The organism is Alistipes sp. 56_sp_Nov_56_25 (assembly GCF_001915285.1).
Classification (GTDB): domain Bacteria; phylum Bacteroidota; class Bacteroidia; order Bacteroidales; family Rikenellaceae; genus Alistipes; species Alistipes shahii.
In genome coordinates this window covers 110441-129903 of record NZ_MNQF01000001.1, presented here as the reverse complement: position 1 = coordinate 129903, position 19463 = coordinate 110441, and the positions used below count along the sequence as shown (strand labels likewise).

The following is a 19463-nucleotide window of genomic DNA, read 5'->3' as shown; positions in this document are numbered from 1 at the left end:
GACAAGCTATGAAACTTAAAACAATACTCACTTTACTGGCCGCCCTCGGCATCCTGACCGCCTGCAACGACGACTTCTTCGACCAGGTTCCCGACGACCGGATCACCATCGAGCAGGTATTCCAGCGCACCTCCTACTCCGAGAAATACCTGGCTACCGTTTACAGCTACATCCGCGACGAGTCGCACCGCACCGACGGCGTACCCTGGGACCCGTGTTCGGACGACCTGGACGTTACCTACGACCGCGAGGATTACAACTCCTTCAAGATGAACCTCGGCAACTGGAGCGCATCGTCGAACTACTACGAGTACTGGTCGCACTACTACCGGGGCATCCGCTCGGCAACCTACTTCATCCAGCACATCGGCTCGAACCAGGAGATGCTCGACGATCCTACGCGCGGCCCGATCGTCGTCGAACAATACAAGAACGAAGCCCGCTTCCTGCGTGCCTGGTTCTATTACTGCCTGCTGCGCCAGTACGGTCCGTGTGTACTGCTGGGCGACGAAGTCCTTCCGGGCGACCTCGACCGCGACGATGTGAAGATGAACCTGCCGCGCAGTTCCTACGACGAGTGCGTGGATTACATCGTCGGCGAACTGGACGACATGATCGACAACAACCGCCTGCCGCTGCACTTCACCGTACAGGCCGACAAGGATTACGGCCGGGCGACACTGGCCATGTGCATGGGACTCAAAAGCCGCGTACTGCTGCTGGCCGCCAGCGACCAGTTCAACGGCAACCCGGCCTACGCCAACGTGGTCAACACGGACGGCAAACACCTTTTTTCGACCCGAAAAGACCCCGAAAAGTGGAACAAGGCCGCCCAGGCTGCAAAAGATGTCATCGACCTGGGAATTTTCGACCTCTACAAGGAGTACCACACCGACGGAACGCTCGACCCTTACCTGTCCTGCCGCAACGTTTTCCTGGAGAACTGGAACAGCGAGGTGATGATGGTCCGCATCAGCAACTACCTCAAACATTGGGAACGGTCGGCTTCACCCCGGCAGTTCAGCGGCTATGAAAGCATGGGGGCGACCCAGCAACTGGTCGACGCTTTCCGCATGAAAGACGGCACGGCCATTACCCCGGACAAGGAGAGCGGCTATTCGAAGGCGAACTACTCCGACCCCAAATCGGGCTGGGTATTCGCTCCCGCCGGTACGCGCAACATGTTCGTCAATCGTGAACCGCGTTTCTACGTCAACATCTGCTTCAACGGCGCCTACTGGATCGGCGATCAGAAAACCCGCATCCAGCTCTACTACACCGGAGGATCGGGAAAGAAAGGCACGTGGGACTTCCCGCGTTCGGGATACATCGCCATCAAAAACGTTTCGCCCTCGTCCAATCCCAAGAACGGCAACTACATCAAGCGTCCCTTCGTCATCATGCGTTACGCCGAGATACTGCTCAACTACGTCGAGGCGCTCAACGAATACGATCCCGGGAATGCGGACATCGAAACCTACCTGAACAAAATCCGCGAGCGCGGCGGTCTGGGACCGGTCCAAAGCGATCTCAACCAGAGTCAAATGCGCGAGCAGATCCGCCTGGAACGCCGCATCGAACTCTGCTTCGAGCAACTGCGCTATTTCGACACCCGCCGCTGGCTGATCGCCGACCAGACCGACGGAGGCCCCTTCTACGGCATGAACGTCGACGCAGGCAACAGCTTCACCGACGAGGCGTTCTACGAGAAAACCGTATTCGAAACCCGCGTGTTCCGGCCCGAGTTCTACCTTTTCCCCATTCCCCAGTCCGAAATCAACCGCGATCCGCAGATCGTCCAGAATCCCGGATGGTAACCGTAAAAACGAATAACGACTATGAAACTTACGAAATACCTGGCTGTCCTCTGCTGCGGAACGCTCTTCGCAGCCTGCGAAAACCCGATTCAGGACGACCTGAACGTGGACAACCCCGAGAACTATACGCGTATTTACACGGTCAACGCCGTCGACGACGCCTCCAAGAACACACTCTCATTCCCGCTCGAACGCGACACGTCGCTCATGGTCTACGCCAACTTGAGCGGAATCCGCAACCCGGGATGCGATGTGACGGTCAAATTTCGCGTCGCCCCCGAACTGGTGGATACCTACAATCAGAAGCACCAGAGCAACTACCCGATGATGCTTGATGGAAGCTACACGATCGAGAACCTCGAAGCCGTGATTCCTAACGGGAAATACATCTCCTCGCCCATCCGGATCGCCATCAACAGCCAGGCGTTCGACGGCGTGGGCGTCTTCCTGCTGCCGGTACGGATCGAGAATGTGACACCCGACCTGGCCGTCAACGAATCGTTGCAGACGGCTTACCTGCGCATCAACGGCTACTACACCGAAAATCCGTTCCCGAGATACGACAGGAGCGGCTGGTCGATCGCCGGGTTCTCGACGCAGGAGGCTGAAGCGACATCGACCTACCCCAACCGCGGATTGGCCGTTTCGATCATCGACGGCGAAAACAACACCTATTGGGGTACGCAGTGGCGTAACGCCAAACCCGGCCCGCCGCACTGGATCGCCGTCGACATGGGCGCACCCAAGGAACTGCACGGACTCACGATCCGCGGACGGTCTGACAAAGAAGGCTCCGACGTTCCCAAAAGCAGCGGCAACCCGCGTATCTTCAACATCGACGTGAGCGACGACAACCAAAACTGGACCCATGCAGGGACCTTTACCGTCGAAAACCGGATCGAGAACACGGTATACCTCGACCACAAGGCAACGGGACGCTATTTCCGTATCTTCGTCACCGCCACGCAGGCCGACCTCTACCAGACCTGCATCGCCGAAGTATGGGCATTCTGATCCGACTAACAAATTTTTAAACCAAACAAAAGACTATGAAAAAGACTATATGTCTGTGGGCGCTGCTCCTGATTGTCGTTTCATGCACCAACGACGACAATTACAACGACGAGCACGGAGACAAGGCAGTCATTCCACCCAAAGGCAGGATCATCCGCATAATGACCTACAACATCTACGGCGCACGCGCCACAAGCCCCGCCAATGCAGCCGATCTGGACGCGCTGGCCGAGGTAATCCGCCGGCAGGACCCCGACTTCGTAACCCTCAACGAGGTGGATGTCTTCACCAACCGCACGGGAAAAGACGTACACCAGGCCCGCGACCTGGCAGCCAAACTCGGTATGGAGTGGCACTTCTCGAAAGCCATCGACCGCGACGGAGGCGAATACGGCGACGCCGTGCTGTCGAAACACCCGATTATAGAGACCCGCAGTTACCGGCTCCCCTGCGCCGCTTCGCAACCGGGCGAGGACCGTTCGCTGTGCGTCATCCGCGTCGAGATCGACGGCAAAGACCTCTATGTCGCCTCGACGCACCTCGATCATCTTTCGGGCGATGCGAGCCGCCTGGTGCAGGCCAATGAGATCCGCCGTATCCGCGACACGGAACTGGACGGAGACCTCATCCTTGCGGGCGACCTCAACGCCATTCCCAGTTCGAACGTCATCGCCACGATGACCGCGTTCCTGACCAATGTCGGAACGATCGACCAATACACTTTCCCGTCGGAGAATCCCACCCGCAAGATCGACTACATACTGTATGCCCCGATCGGACACTTCGGCGTACAGAACTGCACAGTGGTTTCGCGCAGCGACCAGCAGGTCGACGGCGTCGACGCCTCGGACCACCGCCCCGTCGTGGCCGACATCCGGTTCCAGACCGAGGAAGACCTCCCGGAGAATCAGGAATAAAGCGTTCGGAAGATGAAAAAACTGCTATTCACACTCCTCGGGCTGGCAGCGGCACTGACGCTGCCGGCCCAGGATTTCAAGATCACGCATGGCCCGTGGCTGTGCGACATGACCGAAGACGGCGTAACCGTCCTGTGGACTACCAACAAACCCGCTTTGTCATGGGTCGAGGCAACCGAGGACGACGGACGCAGTTTCTACGCCGCCGAACATACCCGCCATTACGAAACCGTTGCGGGCCGCAAACAGGCGCACAAGACACTGCACGCCGTGCGGCTGAACAACCTGCGTCCCGGAACGAAATACTGCTACCGCATCTTCTCGCAGGAGGTACTCGAATGGAAACACGGAGACAACGTCCTCTACGGCAGGACCGTTGCCAGCAATGTCTACAAACGCGCACCGTTCCGGTTCCGGACATTCCCGGCAACGGGAACCGACTGTTCGTTCGTCATCCTGAACGACATCCACGGACGCGCCGACGACATGACCGAACTGTGCCGGGAAATCGATTTCGGCAAACACGACTTCGTAATGCTCAACGGCGACATGTCCAACAGCATTGAAAATGAGGAGCAGTTGTTCCGGGATTTCATCGACGCCTCGGTAAACCTTTACGCCTCGGAGACCCCGATACTCTACAACCGCGGCAACCATGAGACGCGCGGCGTCTTCGCCGACCGTCTGCACGACTATTTCCCGACGCGCAACGGCCGTCACTACCAACTCTGCAAAGTCGGATCGGTCTGTTTCTTGCTGCTCGACTGCGGCGAAGACAAGCCTGACACGGACATCGAATACGGAGGGCTTGCCGACTACGACGCCTATCGCCGCGAAGAGTGCGAATGGCTCCGCAGGGCGGTGGCCTCCAAAACCTTCCGCAACGCCTCGGCACGCGTCGTCTTTCTCCATATTCCGCTCGACGGCGGAACGTGGCACGGCAGCAACCACCTCCGGAATCTGTTCCTGCCGATCCTCAACGAGGCCGGCATCAATATCATGTTCTCCGGCCACACGCACCGCTACGGCTTCCACCCGGCAAACGACGAAGTTCGGTTCCCGGTCGTGGTCAACGGCAATCAAAGCTACATACGGTGCGACATGACGGGCGACCGAATCGCGATCCGAATCGTCGGTCCCGGCGGACGCGTCGCACACACACACGAATTCCCACTCCGCTAACGAGGCGGAAAAAACAATGCCCTGCACCGAAACGGTGCAGGGCATCTTCTGTTTTTCAGAGGAAAAGCCGCAGAAATCCGCTGCGGCTGAGCCGGAGCCGAAGCTGGGAGAGCGCCGCCCCAATATGCTTTTCGACGGTCTTGACGCTGATGTTGAGCCGCTCGGCGATCTCCCGGTTTTTCAGGCCTGTCGTGCGGCTCAACAGGAACACCCGGCGGCACTGCTCGGAAAGTCCCGAAATGCAGCAGTCGATCTCCTCGCTCAACTGCGATAACTGGAACTCCTCTTCGATATGGTCGGCGACAAGCGTACGAATACAGACATCCAACTCGTCCAGTCCGGATTCCCCCCCCCCGCCATTTTTTGGAGCGCAGCAAATCTATGGCACGGTTCTTCACGGCGACAAACAGCAGCGGCAGCAGCGGCCGGTCGAAGTCCACCTCCTCCCGCCGTTCCCACAAGGCAAGAAAGACATCCTGCACGATGTCTTCCGACGCCTTGCGGTCATGGACCATCTGAAAAGCCCGTGCACACAAGGGTTCATAGTGATCGCGGAATAGTTGCTGAAAATACGCCGAATGGTTTTCCACAGTTTTCTCAAAATATGTCGGAATACTCCGAATCATTCAAATATAGCGATAATTCGGGAAATTGCAAAATTTGGACTGCCGCCAACTATCTCCGTCTTCGAGTAGATTCCACACCGCAGGGCATCCTGTCCCCGCTGCGCGGGGCACAGGCACAAAAAAGGCAGGACCGCTCTTGCGGGTCCTGCCTTTAATTTATCCTGCCGCCGTTACCTTCCGGCGATGCGGCAGTATCTGTCGTAGCGTCCTATCACGTCGTTCACGTAGGCCAGCGTCTGCCGGCTGCCGGTGAATCGTCCGCATCTGACCACTTCGTTCTCGTAGAATTCCGGCTCGGCCTTCAGCGTAAGGTACCGGGCCACGACCTCCCACGAGTTGGGGTTCTCCCCGTTCAGGCGGGCCAGACGGCGGGCGTCGTTCACATGGCCGATACCGCTGTTATACGAGGCCAGGATGATGCTCATGCGGTCTTTTTCAGGTGTCCCTTCCGGAAAACGGAGCGACGACATGATCTTCGACATCAGTTTGTTGGCCAACCAGATATTGGTCCTCGGATCGGTGATCTCGGCCGCGGGGACGTCGAACTGACGCGCCACCGAAGGCATGATCTGCATCAGGCCGCGGGCCCCGCTGCGCGAGGTGATGTCGGGCGTGAAGCGCGATTCGTGGTAGGCGATGGCGCTCATCAGGCGCCAGTCGTGGCCCTCCTCTTCGCTGATGTTGCGAATCAGATTGTCGTAGGCCGAAATGACGTAACTGCCCTCGGGGAGCAGCGAGTGGTGCATCTCGGCCAGTGCGTCCAGTGCGTCGTCCGTCGCGGGTGCGCTGAACTGGGCGTTGAAGCCGTAAAATGTCGTAAGAATGGTTAAGAACGCAAACGTTAATACGGTCTTTTTTAACATAAAATGTTGTTTTGCGGGCAGCTTACACCGCGCAGAACAGCACGTCAATCATAGAATCCCCATGAGATACCGATTTTGAACATGCCCGGATTGAGCGGATAGCGAGCCGCCGAGAAATATTCTCCGTTACCGAACAGTCCCTTGTTCACATGCTGATATTTCAGGAATATCCGCATTCTCTTCCACTTTCCCATGACGAAAGCGTCCATATAGGGGTAATTCCCCGTCTCGACCTCCCGTTGGTTGTAATACACCGACAGAGCCGGATTGTAACCGGGCGCATAATACTTGGTATTATAGCGTCCGTCCAGACCGATCTGCAGGCGCAGCACATCGCGCACGACCCAGAATTCGTAGTAATACGACAGGAAGGCGCTCAAAAGCGGAACGGGTACAACATCTTGATCCGTGCTCCACTGCAACAATACCCTGTTGTCCAAATGAAGTCCGCCTAAACGGAAATCTTTGCGAGCATACACACTCGTGAGGCTGACGTTGCCGCTGTGCTGGGCGACGTTGCTGTCCGACGCATAGTAAATCTTGTCGGAGACGACTCCCTGCCATGCCCCCGCTTCGAACGCGAAATCGGGAACCGAAAACTTGACCTCGAACCGAGTTTCATTCTCCTTGCTTAAAGGAGTGTTCCATATATAATGGTTAGAGAACAGATTCTCCTGCCAGTAGGTCGGCGAGCGGCGGTCCATCGAGAACCGGCCTTCGAGAATCAGGGGGTGTCCGCGCAGATAGCCTTTCAGCGCGAGGTGCGCGCCGATCGAGAGATCTCCGCCTCTGTATCCCGACGGGTAGAAACGGAGGTTTCCGTCCCAGTCGACATATTTCTTTATCTTTCCGCTGACGGAGCCGTAAAAGAAGTAACTCGTCTTGTTGACCTTCGTGTACTTCCCCGTCAGGTAATCTTTCAGTTCGAATTGCGAGTAGGTGTGCATGTCGATGCCGATGCCGGCGTCGAGCGTCCCCACGATTCCGTTCCGGTCCCAGGGCTGCGCCTGCACGAAGAAGCGGTTCGAAATGTTCCGCTCGTAGATCGAGTCACGCGTCTCCGCAGGGTTGATGAACCAGTTATCGTAATAATGCCCCTCCGCGGAGACGAAATCGCCGTTCTCGTCCCGGTGGTCCCGTTCATTCGTATAAGGCTCGTTCCTGTCGGTGTAGACCTTGCTCCACGAACTGTACTCGAACGAATGGCCGATATACACCGCCGAGAGGTTCGCCATCGAGAAATCGCTCTCCGTGAGCCGTTGCAGCGGGATGCCGTAGGACTGCGTGACAAAGAAGGCGTTGTTGCGGTAGAGGTTCTTGGCCTCGGCGTCGGCCAGCCGCATCGGCACGCCCGAAGGCATCTCGAACGTCGTGTCCGCAATGGCCCACTCGCCGACCACGCCGCCGTTCTCCTGCTGCTCGATGTGGTTGTTGTAGTAGCCCGCATGGACCGAATACCGCCTGCCCGTGTGGCTGACGGCCACCGCAAGGTTGTGGTTCTTGGTCCGCGACCAGACGTACTGGCCGCGCGTGCCCCGCGCCTTGTAGTCGATGTTGAAACCCGTCGTCGGAGAGATGTTCTGCGCATGCATGATGCCGAAATTCTCCTCACGGAAACGCTTCTGCCCCGACTCTGCGTAATTCATCCGGATCATCGGCTTCTTCGTGTTGTAGAAGGGCACGTTCTCCATGTTGTAGGTGTACGCGTAGTAGGGACTCGCAAAACTGAAGTCAAAGAACTGCGGACGCCGGAAATAGTTCAACGGCAGCGACGTCTGGCCCAAAGCCCCCTGGGCGATGTCGCCCACGTCCTCCCGGTAGAACGGATAGTCGATCCGGTAATCGGTCAGCGTGGTGTCCAAAGGCCCGATCTCGACGCGGTTGAAATCGCGGCTCACGTGCCATTTGAAGTTGTTCAGCGCGCGGATCGAGTCATTGAAAAAATAGGACTCGAGCGGCTTGCGGATTTTCCGTTCCTTCTTGGTGGTGTCCTGCGGCTGCTGGTTCTCGCCCTCCTCGCCTTCGGTCTGCTCGTAGGGATTGCTGCCGTAGAGGTTACCCGTCTGGCCGTTGCGCTGCGCGCGCTGCAAGGTCTTCGCATCGAAGCCCTGGGAGCGCACCGCCTCGGGCGCTGCAAAAAACAGACCGAGCAGGAGCGTCAGCAATATGCGGTTCGAAAATCTCGACATGTCAGCCAAAGAGCGGAAATCCGCGGCAAATGTAATTAAAAAATTTTAAATATACAACTATTCGGCTTTCCCACAGCCTTTTGTCCGGCAGGCAAGCCCCCGCACGAGCGAAACGAGGATATACAGCACGATGATCGCCGGCACGGCGTAACCGCGCAGGAGGACGGCCGTCACGACGGCCGCGATGATGAATCCGTAGCGCAGTTCGTTCCCTTTCCAGCCGAAGCCGTGGAATTTGAGGGCGAACATCCTCAAATTCGAGATCATCAGCAGTCCCACGACCACGGCAATGGCAGAAATCGCCTCGCGCGGAAGCTCCAGTCCGCTGGTCTCGAACAACAGCCCCAGCGAACCGCAGAGCATCGCCGCCGCCGGGCTGGGCAGTCCGCAGAACTCCGTGCGCTGCGTGTCGTCGATATTGAATTTCGCCAGCCGCAACGCGGCGCAGGCCGTAAAGACGAAAACGGCCAGCCCCGGATACCCTTCGGGCAGCCAGATGCCGGGCATCCATTGATAGAGCGAATACATGATCGCCGCCGGGGCCAGTCCGAATGAGATGTCGTCGGCCAGCGAATCGAGTTGCAGCCCGATGGGCGAACTCTGGTTGAGCAGACGCGCTGCGAAGCCGTCGAAAAAGTCGAACACGGCGGCCAGAACCATCAGGCCGAAGGCCAGCTTCAGGTCGCCCCAAACCAGCGCCGAAACCACCGCCGCCGAACCGCAGAACAGGTTCGACAGAGTCAGCAGATTGGGTATCGTGAAGAGTTTGATTTTCATTGCCGGGGCGAAAATTTAATTTTCCAATAGGCGGCAAAGTTACTAAAATATTTTTATCTTTGTCGAAGTTAACTCCATATAATAACTCATGTCAAGCAATAAATATTGTGTCATCATGGCGGGCGGCATCGGGACGCGCTTCTGGCCCAAGAGCCGGCAGTCGATGCCCAAGCAGTTCCTCGACATTCTCGGGACAGGCAAATCCTTCATCCGCCACACCTACGAACGCTTCGCAAAAATGGTTCCTGCGGAGAATTTCCTCGTGGTGACCAACGATAAATACAAGAGCCTGGTTCTCGAACACATCCCGGAAATCGGCGAAAAACAGGTGCTCTGCGAACCCGTGGGCCGCAACACGGCCCCCTGCGTGGCCTATGCGGCCTACACGCTGCTGAAACGCAATCCCGATGCCGAAATGATCGTCACCCCGGCGGATCACCTGATCCTCAACGAAGACGACTTCCGGGCGATCATCGCCGAGTGTCTCGACTTCGCCTCGGAGCACGACGCGCTGATGACCGTGGGCATCAAGCCCACGCGTCCCGACACGGGTTACGGCTACATCCAGGTCTCGGACGACAAGCCCATCAGCAAGGTCAAGTGCTTCACCGAGAAGCCCGACATCGAACTGGCGCGGGTGTTCCTGCAATCCGGTGAGTTTTACTGGAATTCGGGCATCTTCGTGTGGAAGGTGCGCTCGATCGTCGAGGCCTTCGAGAAATACCTCCCCGAGCACCACGCGCTCTTCAGCGGCGTGATGCGCGCCATCGGAACCGACGCCGAGCGCAACGTCGTGGAAATCGCCTTTTCGGAGTGCCGCGCCATCTCGATCGACTACGGCATCATGGAGAAGGCCGACAACGTCTACGTCCGCTGCGGCGAGTTCGGCTGGAGCGACGTCGGGACATGGGGTTCGGTCTACCAGCATTCGCGCAAGGACCGCTATGCCAACGCCGTGCCCGAAGAGGGCTGTTACCTCTACGACACACGCAGTTCGATCGTTTCGCTCCCGAAGGACAAGATCGCCGTGATCAGCGGACTGAAGGAGTACATCGTCGTGGACACGGACGACGTGCTGATGGTCTGCCCCCGCTCCGAGGAGCAGAACATCAAGAAATTCATCGACGAAGTCAAGTTCCACAACGGCGACAAGCACATCTGATTCCTCGTCCAGAAACGGGGCAGTCATGCAAAAAATCCGGACCGGCGGCAGCGCCGATCCGGATTTGATCATTTCTCTCCGCTCCCCGAGCGCTTCTTCATATGGCTTACGAAATATTTGGGCAAGACCCCGAACTGTTTTTGGAAGCACTTGGCAAAATACGACGCCGAATTAAATCCGGTCATGTAACAAATCTCGTTAATCCGGTATTCACCGTCCAACAGCAATTCGGCAGCCTTTTGCAGCTTTATCAATCGGATAAAGTCATTAGGAGGCATATGCAGCAAGCCTTTGATTCTCCGGTGCAGATTGGAACGGCTCATCGCCATATACCGCGCAATGTGGTTCACCGTGAGATCCTGTTCGGATATATTGCTGTTTATAATGTCCGTCAACCGATTCAAAAACAGCTGGTCCGCTTTATTCAGACGGTTCGGATCTACGGAAAAACAAGATCCGATGAGCGGGGTTTCCCTGAACAGCGACCGATTTTCCAATATCGTGGCAATCTGCGCCATCAGGTAATCGCCCGAAAAAGGTTTCTCAATGTATGCGGCCGCACCGGCTTCCAACCCGGCTATTTTGGATGCCGTGTCCGACTTGGCCGACAACATGACAATCGGAATGTGCGAATAATTCTTGCGGGCCTTCAAAAACTTACACAACTCGAACCCGTCCATTTGAGGCATCATCACGTCGGTTATGATAAGATTCACATCCTCACTGTCCAGCATTCCGAAAGCTTCATCGGCATTGTCGGCAACGGAAACCCGATACGATTTCGACAGCAGCCGTCGCAGGAAATCCAGCATCCCCTTATCGTCGTCGATAACCAGCACATGACATAACCGTCCGTCGGTTTTAGTCCGCAGCAGCGCCGGCATCTCCGGAACGGGGTCCGTTCCCTCCCCGCGTGGCGGAATATCCGTCCCGGCCGTGACGGGGGGGGGAACTGCTTTCTTCTGCCAGGGAAGGTCCACGACAAAACGGGATGACGATGCATCCGAAAAGACCGAAATGTTACCTTCATGCTGTTCTACCAGATGCTTTACCAACGACAGGCCCAATCCGGTTCCGCCTTTAGCGTCGCCCTTTATCTGGAAAAACGGCTCAAATATTTTCCCGAAGTATATTCCGGGAATAGCATCGCCGTCGTTTTCTATGGAAATGACGACCCGGTCTCTTTCCGGAGCGGCCTCAAGGCAAAGCCCTACCCTATTCTGCGCATGTTTCACGGCATTGTCCAGCAGATTGCATACGATCTTGGTCAAAGCCTCTTCGTCCGCATAGAGCACGACCTGGTCATCGGGAACCGAGACGCAGGACCGGATTCCCTTCTGCTGCATCTTCTGGGCAAACTGCAACATACATCTTTCCAGCAGATCGTTCAAATTCACATCCGACCGATTGAGCGCGAATCCCGCTCTGTCGATTTTCTGAAAATCGAGCAGTTGATTCGACAGATTCAGCAGCCGGTCGATATTGGCACCCATGATTTTGAGGTTCTCCTTATAATCCGAAGGCCTGATCCCCGGGCGGACGATCTGTTCGTAAGGCCCCCGGATCAACGACAACGGAGTTCTTATTTCATGGGTTATATTCGTGAAAAACGCGATCTTCGCCCTGTATTCCTGCCGTTCCTGCTTCCGCTTCAATTCCCTGATCTCGAAATCGCTCCTTTGTCTTGTTTTACGCACGTACCAGCTGACATACAGCCAGACAATCACGACTATGGACAGCACGTACACGACATAAGCCATCGTAGAGGCATAAAATGGCGGGCGAATCTCGATTTCAAGCCGGGCCGGCTGATCGTTCCACATTCCGGTTCCATTGGCTCCCCGGACCTCGAAAACATATTTCCCGGGAGGCACATTGGAGAAGGTAACACTCGGTTGTTCTATTTCAATCCAGTTATCAATGTAGTTGCGCATGATATACCGGTATTGATTCCGGCTGGAGGCATTGTAGCTGAGCATGGCAAAATCTATGGTAAACAGCGATTGGTCGTACCGGAGTTTGATTTTATCCGTATACGGCATGGAGGCATTCAGCGGAGATCGCGGGCCGCAGATCTCGGAAGACCGGTCGTTCAACTTCAAATCGGTCATTACGACAGGAGCGAGATTGGAGCTCGTTATGAACTGCTCCGGAGAAAAGCTCACAAAACCGTTGATCGTGCCGAAATAGAGTTTGCCGTTCAAATCCCTGAATCCCGACTTATAGTTGAACTGATCGCTGGTCAGCCCGTTGCCGGAGGTATAAACTTTCAGGTTCCCCGACAGCGGTTCATAACAGGCCAGCCCCTTGTTCGTACTGATCCACAGATTTTTATTTTTATCCTCGATCACTTTATACACGACATCGTTCGGGAGTCCGTCCCGGGTCGTATACGCCGTCAAATCGCCCGAAGATGGCGTATAGCGCACCGCACCTCGTCCTTCCGTACCGAACCAGATATGAAAGGCGCTGTCCTCATTGATGCTGACAACATGTTTGAGAAGGCCTTCATCCCCGGATTCCACCTGCCCCCACTTCCCCGTATGGGGATTATAGGTAATGACCCCCCGGTTATACGCGGCGAAATAGATGATCCCGTCGTCTCCCTGATAAATATCGTATATGAACAAATTTTCAGGGATCTCCCTCACGAGTTCGAACGACCCGTCTTCGGGATGAAACAGGCAGAGACCGTAAGTCAGCCCCACCCAAATGCGGCCGTCGTGATCCCGGAATATCGAGAAAACGCTGTCGTCGGGAAGCATTTGCGAACCCAATGCGACAATCTCATTCGTCTTCAGATCCATTATATTGAATCCGCCGAAGAAAGTCCCGATATAGAGCCGGTCGCCATCCACGCATAATCCGTGAACGTTATCGCAGGAGAGACCGCTGTTACGGCTGTTGTAGTGAGTAAATTTCCCGGATACGGGATCAAAGCGGTTCAGTCCCTGATCTTCGGTCCCGATCCAGATGATGCCGCTTTCATCCCGGACGAATTCCCGCACGGCCTTCCCGCTCAAGCGATCGGAATGGCCGATGGGATAAAACTTATCGAAAATCAACGACGACGAGGGCGGAAGATAATTGACGCCTCCGAAATAAGTTCCGATCCACAAGGCTCCCTCCTTATCGCAGTAAATGGAATATACGGCTTTGCAGGAGAGCGAATAGGGATTTCCCAACTCCTGATTTACATGCCGCGTTTTCCGGGTCACACAGTCATATATGTATATGCCGTTTTCAGTCCCGACCACAACTTCCCGGCTGTTGCGGACAAAGATAGCCCGCACGAACAAATCCTTGTGCCCGGAATCCAGAAGCAGCGGCTGGCAGGTTCCCATATAGGGATTAAATGAAAACAGGCCGTCTTTCATCGTACCTAAAAGCAGCTGATTCTGCTTGTCCAGCACAATCCGGCTGACATCCGAAAGCCCTTTCAGACGGTGGCGAACGAACCGGTCCGTTTCCCGGTCGTACCTGTCCAATCCTCCGTTCTGGCTGCCCACCCACAAATTGCCGTCTCCGTCGAAACACAGATCCCACACATGAACCGAGCTGAGCGAAGTCGTATCACCCGGAACGGGTTCATACAATTCGAGGGATTCGTCCCTCCGATCATATCGGAAAACACCCTGCCAATTAACCCCGATCCACAGATCGCCCGACGAATCGCATTTGATGGAGCTGACCTCCCGGGAAATCACATCGCCCCTCTCCGTCGCCACGTCGAATTTCCGGAAATTTTCGGTTTCCGGATTATAAATGTAAACACCGACATTGGTCCCGATCCAGATCAGGCCATCGGCATCTTCGTACAATACCCGGATGAAATTATTCCCGATCGACATCGGGTCGGCGGCATCGTGTTTGAATACCCGGAACCGGTAGCCGTCATACCGCGTCAGCCCGTCTTTCGTTCCCAGCCAAATGAACCCGAGATGATCCTGCAATATGCAGCACACCGTATTCTGGCACAACCCGTCTTCCACTCCGATATGGGTAAAGTACAAATTATTGGGAAGCGTAACCTGCGCCGACAAATGCGTACAATAAAGCAATACAACGAATAATACATTGACGAATTTCATATCGAGAAAGTAGGTGACAGACTTTAGAGACGACTTCAGGACATCCGGGATTTACAGAAATCGCAATAGCAGATATTTCGAATTTAAAATTATAGCTAAATTCCCTAATTTCAAAATCCGATTTTACCAAAAAACAACCCAAATGTCCAATCACATCCCGAATTCCGGGTGAAATCCGCCGTTGTCGACATTCATAACACTCTTTGGGCATATTGTAGCATGCGACGCCCTGAAACGCCTTTATATTTGCAACAACCGCTATACCCCTCCCCGAACTTCAACATCGACAACAAACCGACATGAAACAAGTTCTCGTCTGCATCCTCTGCCTGAGCGTCTCCCTCCATGCTTTCGGACAACGGAACTACAACGGACCGTATTCCGGCAAATTCCTCGACCGTGTGGCATTCCCGATCGGAGGAATGGGAGCCGGCATGTTCTGCCTGGAAGGGACCGGCGCGGTCTCCCATATGTCCGTACGCCACCACATGGACTTTTTCAACGAGCCGGGCATGTTCGCAGCCATACACCTGAAAGGCGTGAAAAACGGTTCCAAAGTCCTTGAAATCAAATGTCCGGACTGGAAGAAATTCGGACGCCCCAAATCCGGCCGCGGAAACGGACAGACGCTCCTCGGCATGCCCCGTTTCGACAATGGACAATTCACATCCCGTTTTCCGTTCGCCGAGATCGTCCTGCAGGACCAAGACATACCCATAGACATTCGGATAACAGGCTGGAGTCCCTTTATTCCGACCGACGCTGACAACTCCGGTCTGCCGGTCGGAGCCTTGGAATACACGTTCACGAATACGTCCGACGAAGCTGTCGAGGCCGTATTCTATTACGGAGCGAACAATAATTTCATGTCTGCGAACCACAAGACGGCGGCAGCCTCGATACTTCCGACTGCTACGGGCTTCATCCTCACGCAGGAGGCAGTCCCCGACGGCAGGGAACCATGGGTCGAAGGCCATTTCGCCATTTTTACCGGGGACCCGGCGACAGTCGTCAACCACTGCTGGTTCCGGAGCGTATGGTTCGACCCGCTGACATTCGCATGGCGGGATATAAGCGAGGGGAAACTGACTTCGAATCCACCTTCAAACGATGCCAAAGCGGCTTCGCTGGCCGTACCGCTAAAGCTCGGACGAGGAGAGAGCAAAACCGTAAAAGTACATCTGGCATGGTACGTTCCGTCATCAGGCAACCATATCGGAGGCGACGCCCGCAACGACCGGGACCGGGGTCCCTGCTACGATCCGGCCGACTACGAAGGAATCCCGTATTACTATAAACCCTGGTATGCCTCCCGGTTCGAAGGCATTAATGACGTCATCGCATATTGGAGAGCGCACTATGACGATCTGCGAAAGAAATCGGAGCTTTTTGCGGAAGCCTTCCACGCGTCGACGCTTCCACCGGAGGTGACCGAGGCCGTAGCCGCCAATCTGTCCATCCTGAAATCTCCGACCGTAATGCGGCAACACGACGGCCGGCTATGGTGCTGGGAAGGCAACAACGATTCGAGCGGAAGCTGCCACGGCACATGTACGCATGTCTGGAACTACGTCCAGGCCCTGCCGCACCTGTTTCCCGACATGGAGCGCACCCTGCGCGAAACGGAATTCATGGTCGACCAGGACAGCCGGGGACATCAGACATTCCGGGCGAATCTTCCGATCCGTCCCGTCGAACACGGATTCCATGCGGCATGCGACGGCCAGTTCGGAGGCATCGTCAAGGCTTACCGGGACTGGCGTATCAGCGGGGATACGGAATGGATCAAACGGCTCTATCCGCTGATTAAATCGAGTATCGACTATTGCATCCGCACATGGGACCCGAAAGAAAAGGGTGTCATCGAAGAGCCGCACCACAATACATACGACATCGAGTTCTGGGGACCGGAAGGCATGAGCATGAGTTTTTACGCAGCGGCTCTCCGCACAATGGTCGAATTAAGCAAAACGTTCCGGGACGATCCGACCCGCTACGAGTCGCTGTTGCACAAATGCCTCGCCTACATGAACGGGAAACTGTTCAACGGCGAATATTTCGTTCAGGAAATCCGCTGGACCGACCTCCAGGTTCCGGACCCCACGCAACAAGAACGTTATTACCGCGGCTATTCGCCCGAGGAAACAGCCGTACTTATGCAGGAAGGGCCTAAATACCAGTTCGGGAAAGGCTGTCTCTCCGACGGGGTCATCGGCGGCTGGATGATCCGCACCGCAGGGCTGGACGATCCGATGGATCAGGAAAAAACAGCCTCGCATTTGCGTTCCGTACACCGGTACAACTACCTGCCCAGCATGAAAAACCATGCAAATCCCCAAAGGCCGACATTCGCCATGGGGGCCGACGACGGAGGGCTTGTACTCTGCAGCTGGCCGCACGGAGGCCAGCCCAGCCGGCCGTTCGTTTACAGCAACGAAGTGTGGACCGGAATCGAATACCAGGTTGCCGCACACCTGATCTTTCTGGGCGAAACGGAGAAAGGGCTGGAAATCATACGCACGGTCCGGAACCGGTACGACGGGCGAGTCCGCAATCCGTTCAACGAGTATGAATGCGGACATTGGTATGCACGGGCCATGTCGAGTTACAGTCTGCTCCAGGCATTGACGGGAATCCGTTACGACGCCGTCGACAAAACGCTTTATATCGACCCTGCAACAGACGGCGACTTCACCTCCTTCCTCTCCACGGCAGGGGGCTTCGGCACAGTGGAACTGAAAAACGGAAAACCGGCCGTCACGACCTACTACGGCAATATCGACATCCGGCATTGCATGCTGCGCGGCAAAAAAGCGAAAGTCCGGACCGTTAACTTATAACGCCGGAAAAGAGGAGGGTGCAGGCCTCCTCTTTTCCGGCATGAACGGCTCCGAATATCCGTCACGGCAATAACTGCGACATCCTGGCCGCAAATATCGCGGCCATCTTTCGCTGAATGTACTGATCCTTTCCCCGCAACGGATGCCACCCGACCCGCACTCCATTCACCACCTGCGTATCGTCGGCATAAATCAAACTGATCTGCCCGCCCGTGACGGGATGCGGCATGTGACGCGAGAATCCGATGTTGGCATCGAATTCCACAAGGGGAAGCCCCCACTTCGCAGCCAACTTCCGCACGCTTTCATTATAAGCCGTGCGTGCGTCGTGCCAATGCGTACACAGGACGATCAAAGCCGGTTTACCCGATTGGGAACGGTAGTACTTCGAATCCGGGTCGTCCCGCAGGTTGTAACAATCGGACATATACCGTTTGATGACAAAATCGAACCCTTCCGCATAATTTCCCGTTTCAAGGCAGGAAGCGCATTCCTCCCAGCATTTACCTTTACCGAGGTCTTCACTGACGTACACGTCCCTGTCATGGACCTGCATGATCACCAAAGCATCCATCCGTTCAAGTTCTTCCCTGGAATACAACGTACCGTCGAGCATCATCTTCACGGTGGATAAAATGGACTGCCCGCCGATAGCCCGGTTGATCGGCGTCGCCCCGATGCGCTCGCAGCCGGTTTCGAACCAGGTATTGGAAGGAGATGCGAAGGAGGCGCCTGTCAATACGAATGTGTATCCCGCCTGCCCGCAGGCTGCGGCCGGATACAACAACAACAGAGCGGCGGATACTATAAAACAGCGGAATTTCATAACTCACAAGATAAAAAATGCCCGACAGCCATTCCCGCCGGGCATTCCGGTTTCACAATGTCAATAGCGCGGACTCACCTTTTCCTGCACCTCGGTATAGTCTCCCGAAGCGTTGGTGATGACCGTATACTTCAGATCGAACGATTTCGTTTCCGGATCGTATGTACTCACCGTTCCGTCCGTATTGGTCAGGGTCCATGAATAATTGCCGTAATACCCCACCATATCGACCGTATTGTCCTCTTTTATCGTGAGCCGGAACAAATTTATGGCGTTCGCTCCCCAGCCGCCGATAAAATTGCAGTCGTACGTATTGTCATTCGCCCGTTGCAGAATCTTTCCGTAATTGGACCACGCAATCGGATTACCGGCCTTACCGCCCGTATATTGGACACGCGAGCCCGTGGAAACATAGGTCAGGAACTGCTTCGCATACCGTTTGGGAATCGTGTCGCATGCACCTTTTTCGGGAATATAATAGCAGACCACCTCGAACGAAGAGCTTTCATCCCCCAGCACATTGCCCACATCATCGAACTTCGTCACCAAAGCCTGATTGGCCGGGTCCTTCTCCGAAGTGACATGTATCGTCTCCCGTTTTCCCGTGGATTTCTCCGTATAAACAATCTCCGAATAGGCATTCAGCATATCCGCATCTCCCCAGACTATCTCTATCGAATTGCTCTGCGTCTCCGCATTCGGCGTGACCGTAACCGACGAAATGGCGCGCTGCCGCAGCCCGTTGATATAAGCATCCCCGTACACATGGCCCGAAACGGTCTGGATCATGGAATACAGGCCTTCGACATTGCGGTTATACACCTCGAAATTGAAATTTCCCTCCCCGAGGCCCTCTATGAATACCGAATCCTTCTGCATTCCGGGAGTCGTTCTTACAAAAGGTTTCACAAGCGAATCCTGCCTGAAATTCCAATAGATGACGGTGCTGTCAATCTTGGGGTCCGAATTCATATACCAGCTCAGCATCGTCCGATTAAGGCCGCCATGAGCTTTCAGCGAATCGACCCGGCCGATATAGATTTTTTCCGGCCGGCCGGAATATTGCTCATGGATGCTGTCCATGTCTCCGCAGGCAGTCGCCGCCAACGAGGCCACCGCCCCTGCCAACAAAATTTCAAATATGATTTTCATAGTCTAA

13 protein-coding genes and 1 pseudogene are annotated in these 19463 nt (G+C 55.4%); 6 read left to right on the top strand and 8 right to left on the bottom strand.

The window, feature by feature from the left end; all coding sequences use genetic code 11:
* The first annotated feature begins 8 nt into the window (after positions 1-8).
* The 4 genes from BHV64_RS00425 to BHV64_RS00410 are packed head-to-tail and all read left to right on the top strand — an operon-like array spanning position 9 to position 4930.
* Entirely contained in the window at positions 9-1817 is a 1809-nt protein-coding gene (locus tag BHV64_RS00425; protein WP_138265952.1) for a RagB/SusD family nutrient uptake outer membrane protein, read from the top strand.
* A 21-nt stretch (positions 1818-1838) separates the two neighbouring features.
* On the top strand, positions 1839-2831 hold the full coding sequence (locus tag BHV64_RS00420) for a BT_3987 domain-containing protein (RefSeq protein WP_015547933.1): 993 nt from the start codon (positions 1839-1841) through the stop codon (positions 2829-2831).
* Positions 2832-2866: 35 nt separating this feature from the next.
* Positions 2867-3748: an endonuclease/exonuclease/phosphatase family protein gene (locus tag BHV64_RS00415; RefSeq protein WP_015547934.1), complete on the top strand. Its 882-nt coding sequence runs from the start codon at positions 2867-2869 to the stop codon at positions 3746-3748.
* 12 nt (positions 3749-3760) lie between these two features.
* Positions 3761-4930 carry an FN3 domain-containing metallophosphoesterase family protein gene (locus BHV64_RS00410; protein WP_256169020.1) on the top strand — a complete coding sequence of 390 codons (1170 nt, stop codon included), beginning with the start codon at positions 3761-3763 and terminating at the stop codon, positions 4928-4930.
* Between the two features lie 55 nt (positions 4931-4985).
* Here BHV64_RS00410 and BHV64_RS00405 read toward each other — a convergent pair whose 3' ends face one another.
* The 5 genes and pseudogenes from BHV64_RS00405 to pssA form a co-directional block, all read right to left on the bottom strand.
* On the bottom strand, positions 4986-5309 hold the full coding sequence (locus BHV64_RS00405) for a sigma-70 family RNA polymerase sigma factor (RefSeq protein WP_138265984.1): 324 nt from the start codon (positions 5307-5309) through the stop codon (positions 4986-4988).
* Positions 5296-5556, bottom strand: a pseudogene (locus BHV64_RS13235) (sigma factor); the annotation flags it as partial. The gene BHV64_RS00405 and the pseudogene BHV64_RS13235, both read right to left, overlap by 14 nt.
* A gap of 170 nt (positions 5557-5726) precedes the next feature.
* Positions 5727-6419 (bottom strand): transglycosylase SLT domain-containing protein, encoded by a 693-nt coding sequence (locus tag BHV64_RS00400; RefSeq protein ID WP_168949038.1) that lies wholly within the window; start codon positions 6417-6419, stop codon positions 5727-5729.
* A 44-nt stretch (positions 6420-6463) separates the two neighbouring features.
* A complete protein-coding gene (locus tag BHV64_RS00395; protein WP_195285448.1) occupies positions 6464-8608 on the bottom strand; it encodes a putative porin in 2145 nt (714 codons plus the stop codon).
* Between the two features lie 57 nt (positions 8609-8665).
* The gene (pssA, locus tag BHV64_RS00390) at positions 8666-9385 is read right to left on the bottom strand and encodes a CDP-diacylglycerol--serine O-phosphatidyltransferase (protein WP_217727262.1); all 720 of its coding nucleotides are present in this window, start codon (positions 9383-9385) and stop codon (positions 8666-8668) included.
* An 88-nt stretch (positions 9386-9473) separates the two neighbouring features.
* On the opposite strand from pssA, the gene BHV64_RS00385 reads away from it, so the two are divergent.
* Positions 9474-10547, top strand: a complete 1074-nt coding sequence (locus BHV64_RS00385) for a mannose-1-phosphate guanylyltransferase (RefSeq protein ID WP_022061283.1) — start codon at positions 9474-9476, stop codon at positions 10545-10547.
* Between the two features lie 68 nt (positions 10548-10615).
* Here the strand turns inward: BHV64_RS00385 and BHV64_RS00380 are convergent, their stop codons facing one another.
* Positions 10616-14638: a two-component regulator propeller domain-containing protein gene (locus tag BHV64_RS00380; protein ID WP_288115449.1), complete on the bottom strand. Its 4023-nt coding sequence runs from the start codon at positions 14636-14638 to the stop codon at positions 10616-10618.
* 299 nt (positions 14639-14937) lie between these two features.
* Between BHV64_RS00380 and BHV64_RS00375 the strand changes: the two genes are divergently transcribed.
* Positions 14938-17478: a GH116 family glycosyl hydrolase gene (locus BHV64_RS00375; RefSeq protein WP_288115448.1), complete on the top strand. Its 2541-nt coding sequence runs from the start codon at positions 14938-14940 to the stop codon at positions 17476-17478.
* 61 nt (positions 17479-17539) lie between these two features.
* Here the strand turns inward: BHV64_RS00375 and BHV64_RS00370 are convergent, their stop codons facing one another.
* Positions 17540-18304, bottom strand: a complete 765-nt coding sequence (locus BHV64_RS00370; protein ID WP_288115447.1) for a DUF5040 domain-containing protein — start codon at positions 18302-18304, stop codon at positions 17540-17542.
* 60 nt (positions 18305-18364) lie between these two features.
* Positions 18365-19456 carry a DUF4998 domain-containing protein gene (locus BHV64_RS00365; RefSeq protein WP_288115446.1) on the bottom strand — a complete coding sequence of 364 codons (1092 nt, stop codon included), beginning with the start codon at positions 19454-19456 and terminating at the stop codon, positions 18365-18367.
* Between the last annotated feature and the right edge of the window lie 7 nt (positions 19457-19463).

Coding starts and splice junctions, on each gene's coding strand:
- BHV64_RS00380 (WP_288115449.1), bottom strand. CDS start 14,638: ATGAAATTCGTCAATGTATTATTCGTTGTATTGCTTTATTGTACGCAT.
- pssA (WP_217727262.1), bottom strand. CDS start 9,385: ATGAAAATCAAACTCTTCACGATACCCAATCTGCTGACTCTGTCGAAC.
- BHV64_RS00415 (WP_015547934.1), top strand. CDS start 2,867: ATGAAAAAGACTATATGTCTGTGGGCGCTGCTCCTGATTGTCGTTTCA.
- BHV64_RS00385 (WP_022061283.1), top strand. CDS start 9,474: ATGTCAAGCAATAAATATTGTGTCATCATGGCGGGCGGCATCGGGACG.
- BHV64_RS00400 (WP_168949038.1), bottom strand. CDS start 6,419: ATGTTAAAAAAGACCGTATTAACGTTTGCGTTCTTAACCATTCTTACG.
- BHV64_RS00395 (WP_195285448.1), bottom strand. CDS start 8,608: ATGTCGAGATTTTCGAACCGCATATTGCTGACGCTCCTGCTCGGTCTG.
- BHV64_RS00410 (WP_256169020.1), top strand. CDS start 3,761: ATGAAAAAACTGCTATTCACACTCCTCGGGCTGGCAGCGGCACTGACG.
- BHV64_RS00370 (WP_288115447.1), bottom strand. CDS start 18,304: ATGAAATTCCGCTGTTTTATAGTATCCGCCGCTCTGTTGTTGTTGTAT.
- BHV64_RS00375 (WP_288115448.1), top strand. CDS start 14,938: ATGAAACAAGTTCTCGTCTGCATCCTCTGCCTGAGCGTCTCCCTCCAT.
- BHV64_RS00365 (WP_288115446.1), bottom strand. CDS start 19,456: ATGAAAATCATATTTGAAATTTTGTTGGCAGGGGCGGTGGCCTCGTTG.
- BHV64_RS00420 (WP_015547933.1), top strand. CDS start 1,839: ATGAAACTTACGAAATACCTGGCTGTCCTCTGCTGCGGAACGCTCTTC.
- BHV64_RS00425 (WP_138265952.1), top strand. CDS start 9: ATGAAACTTAAAACAATACTCACTTTACTGGCCGCCCTCGGCATCCTG.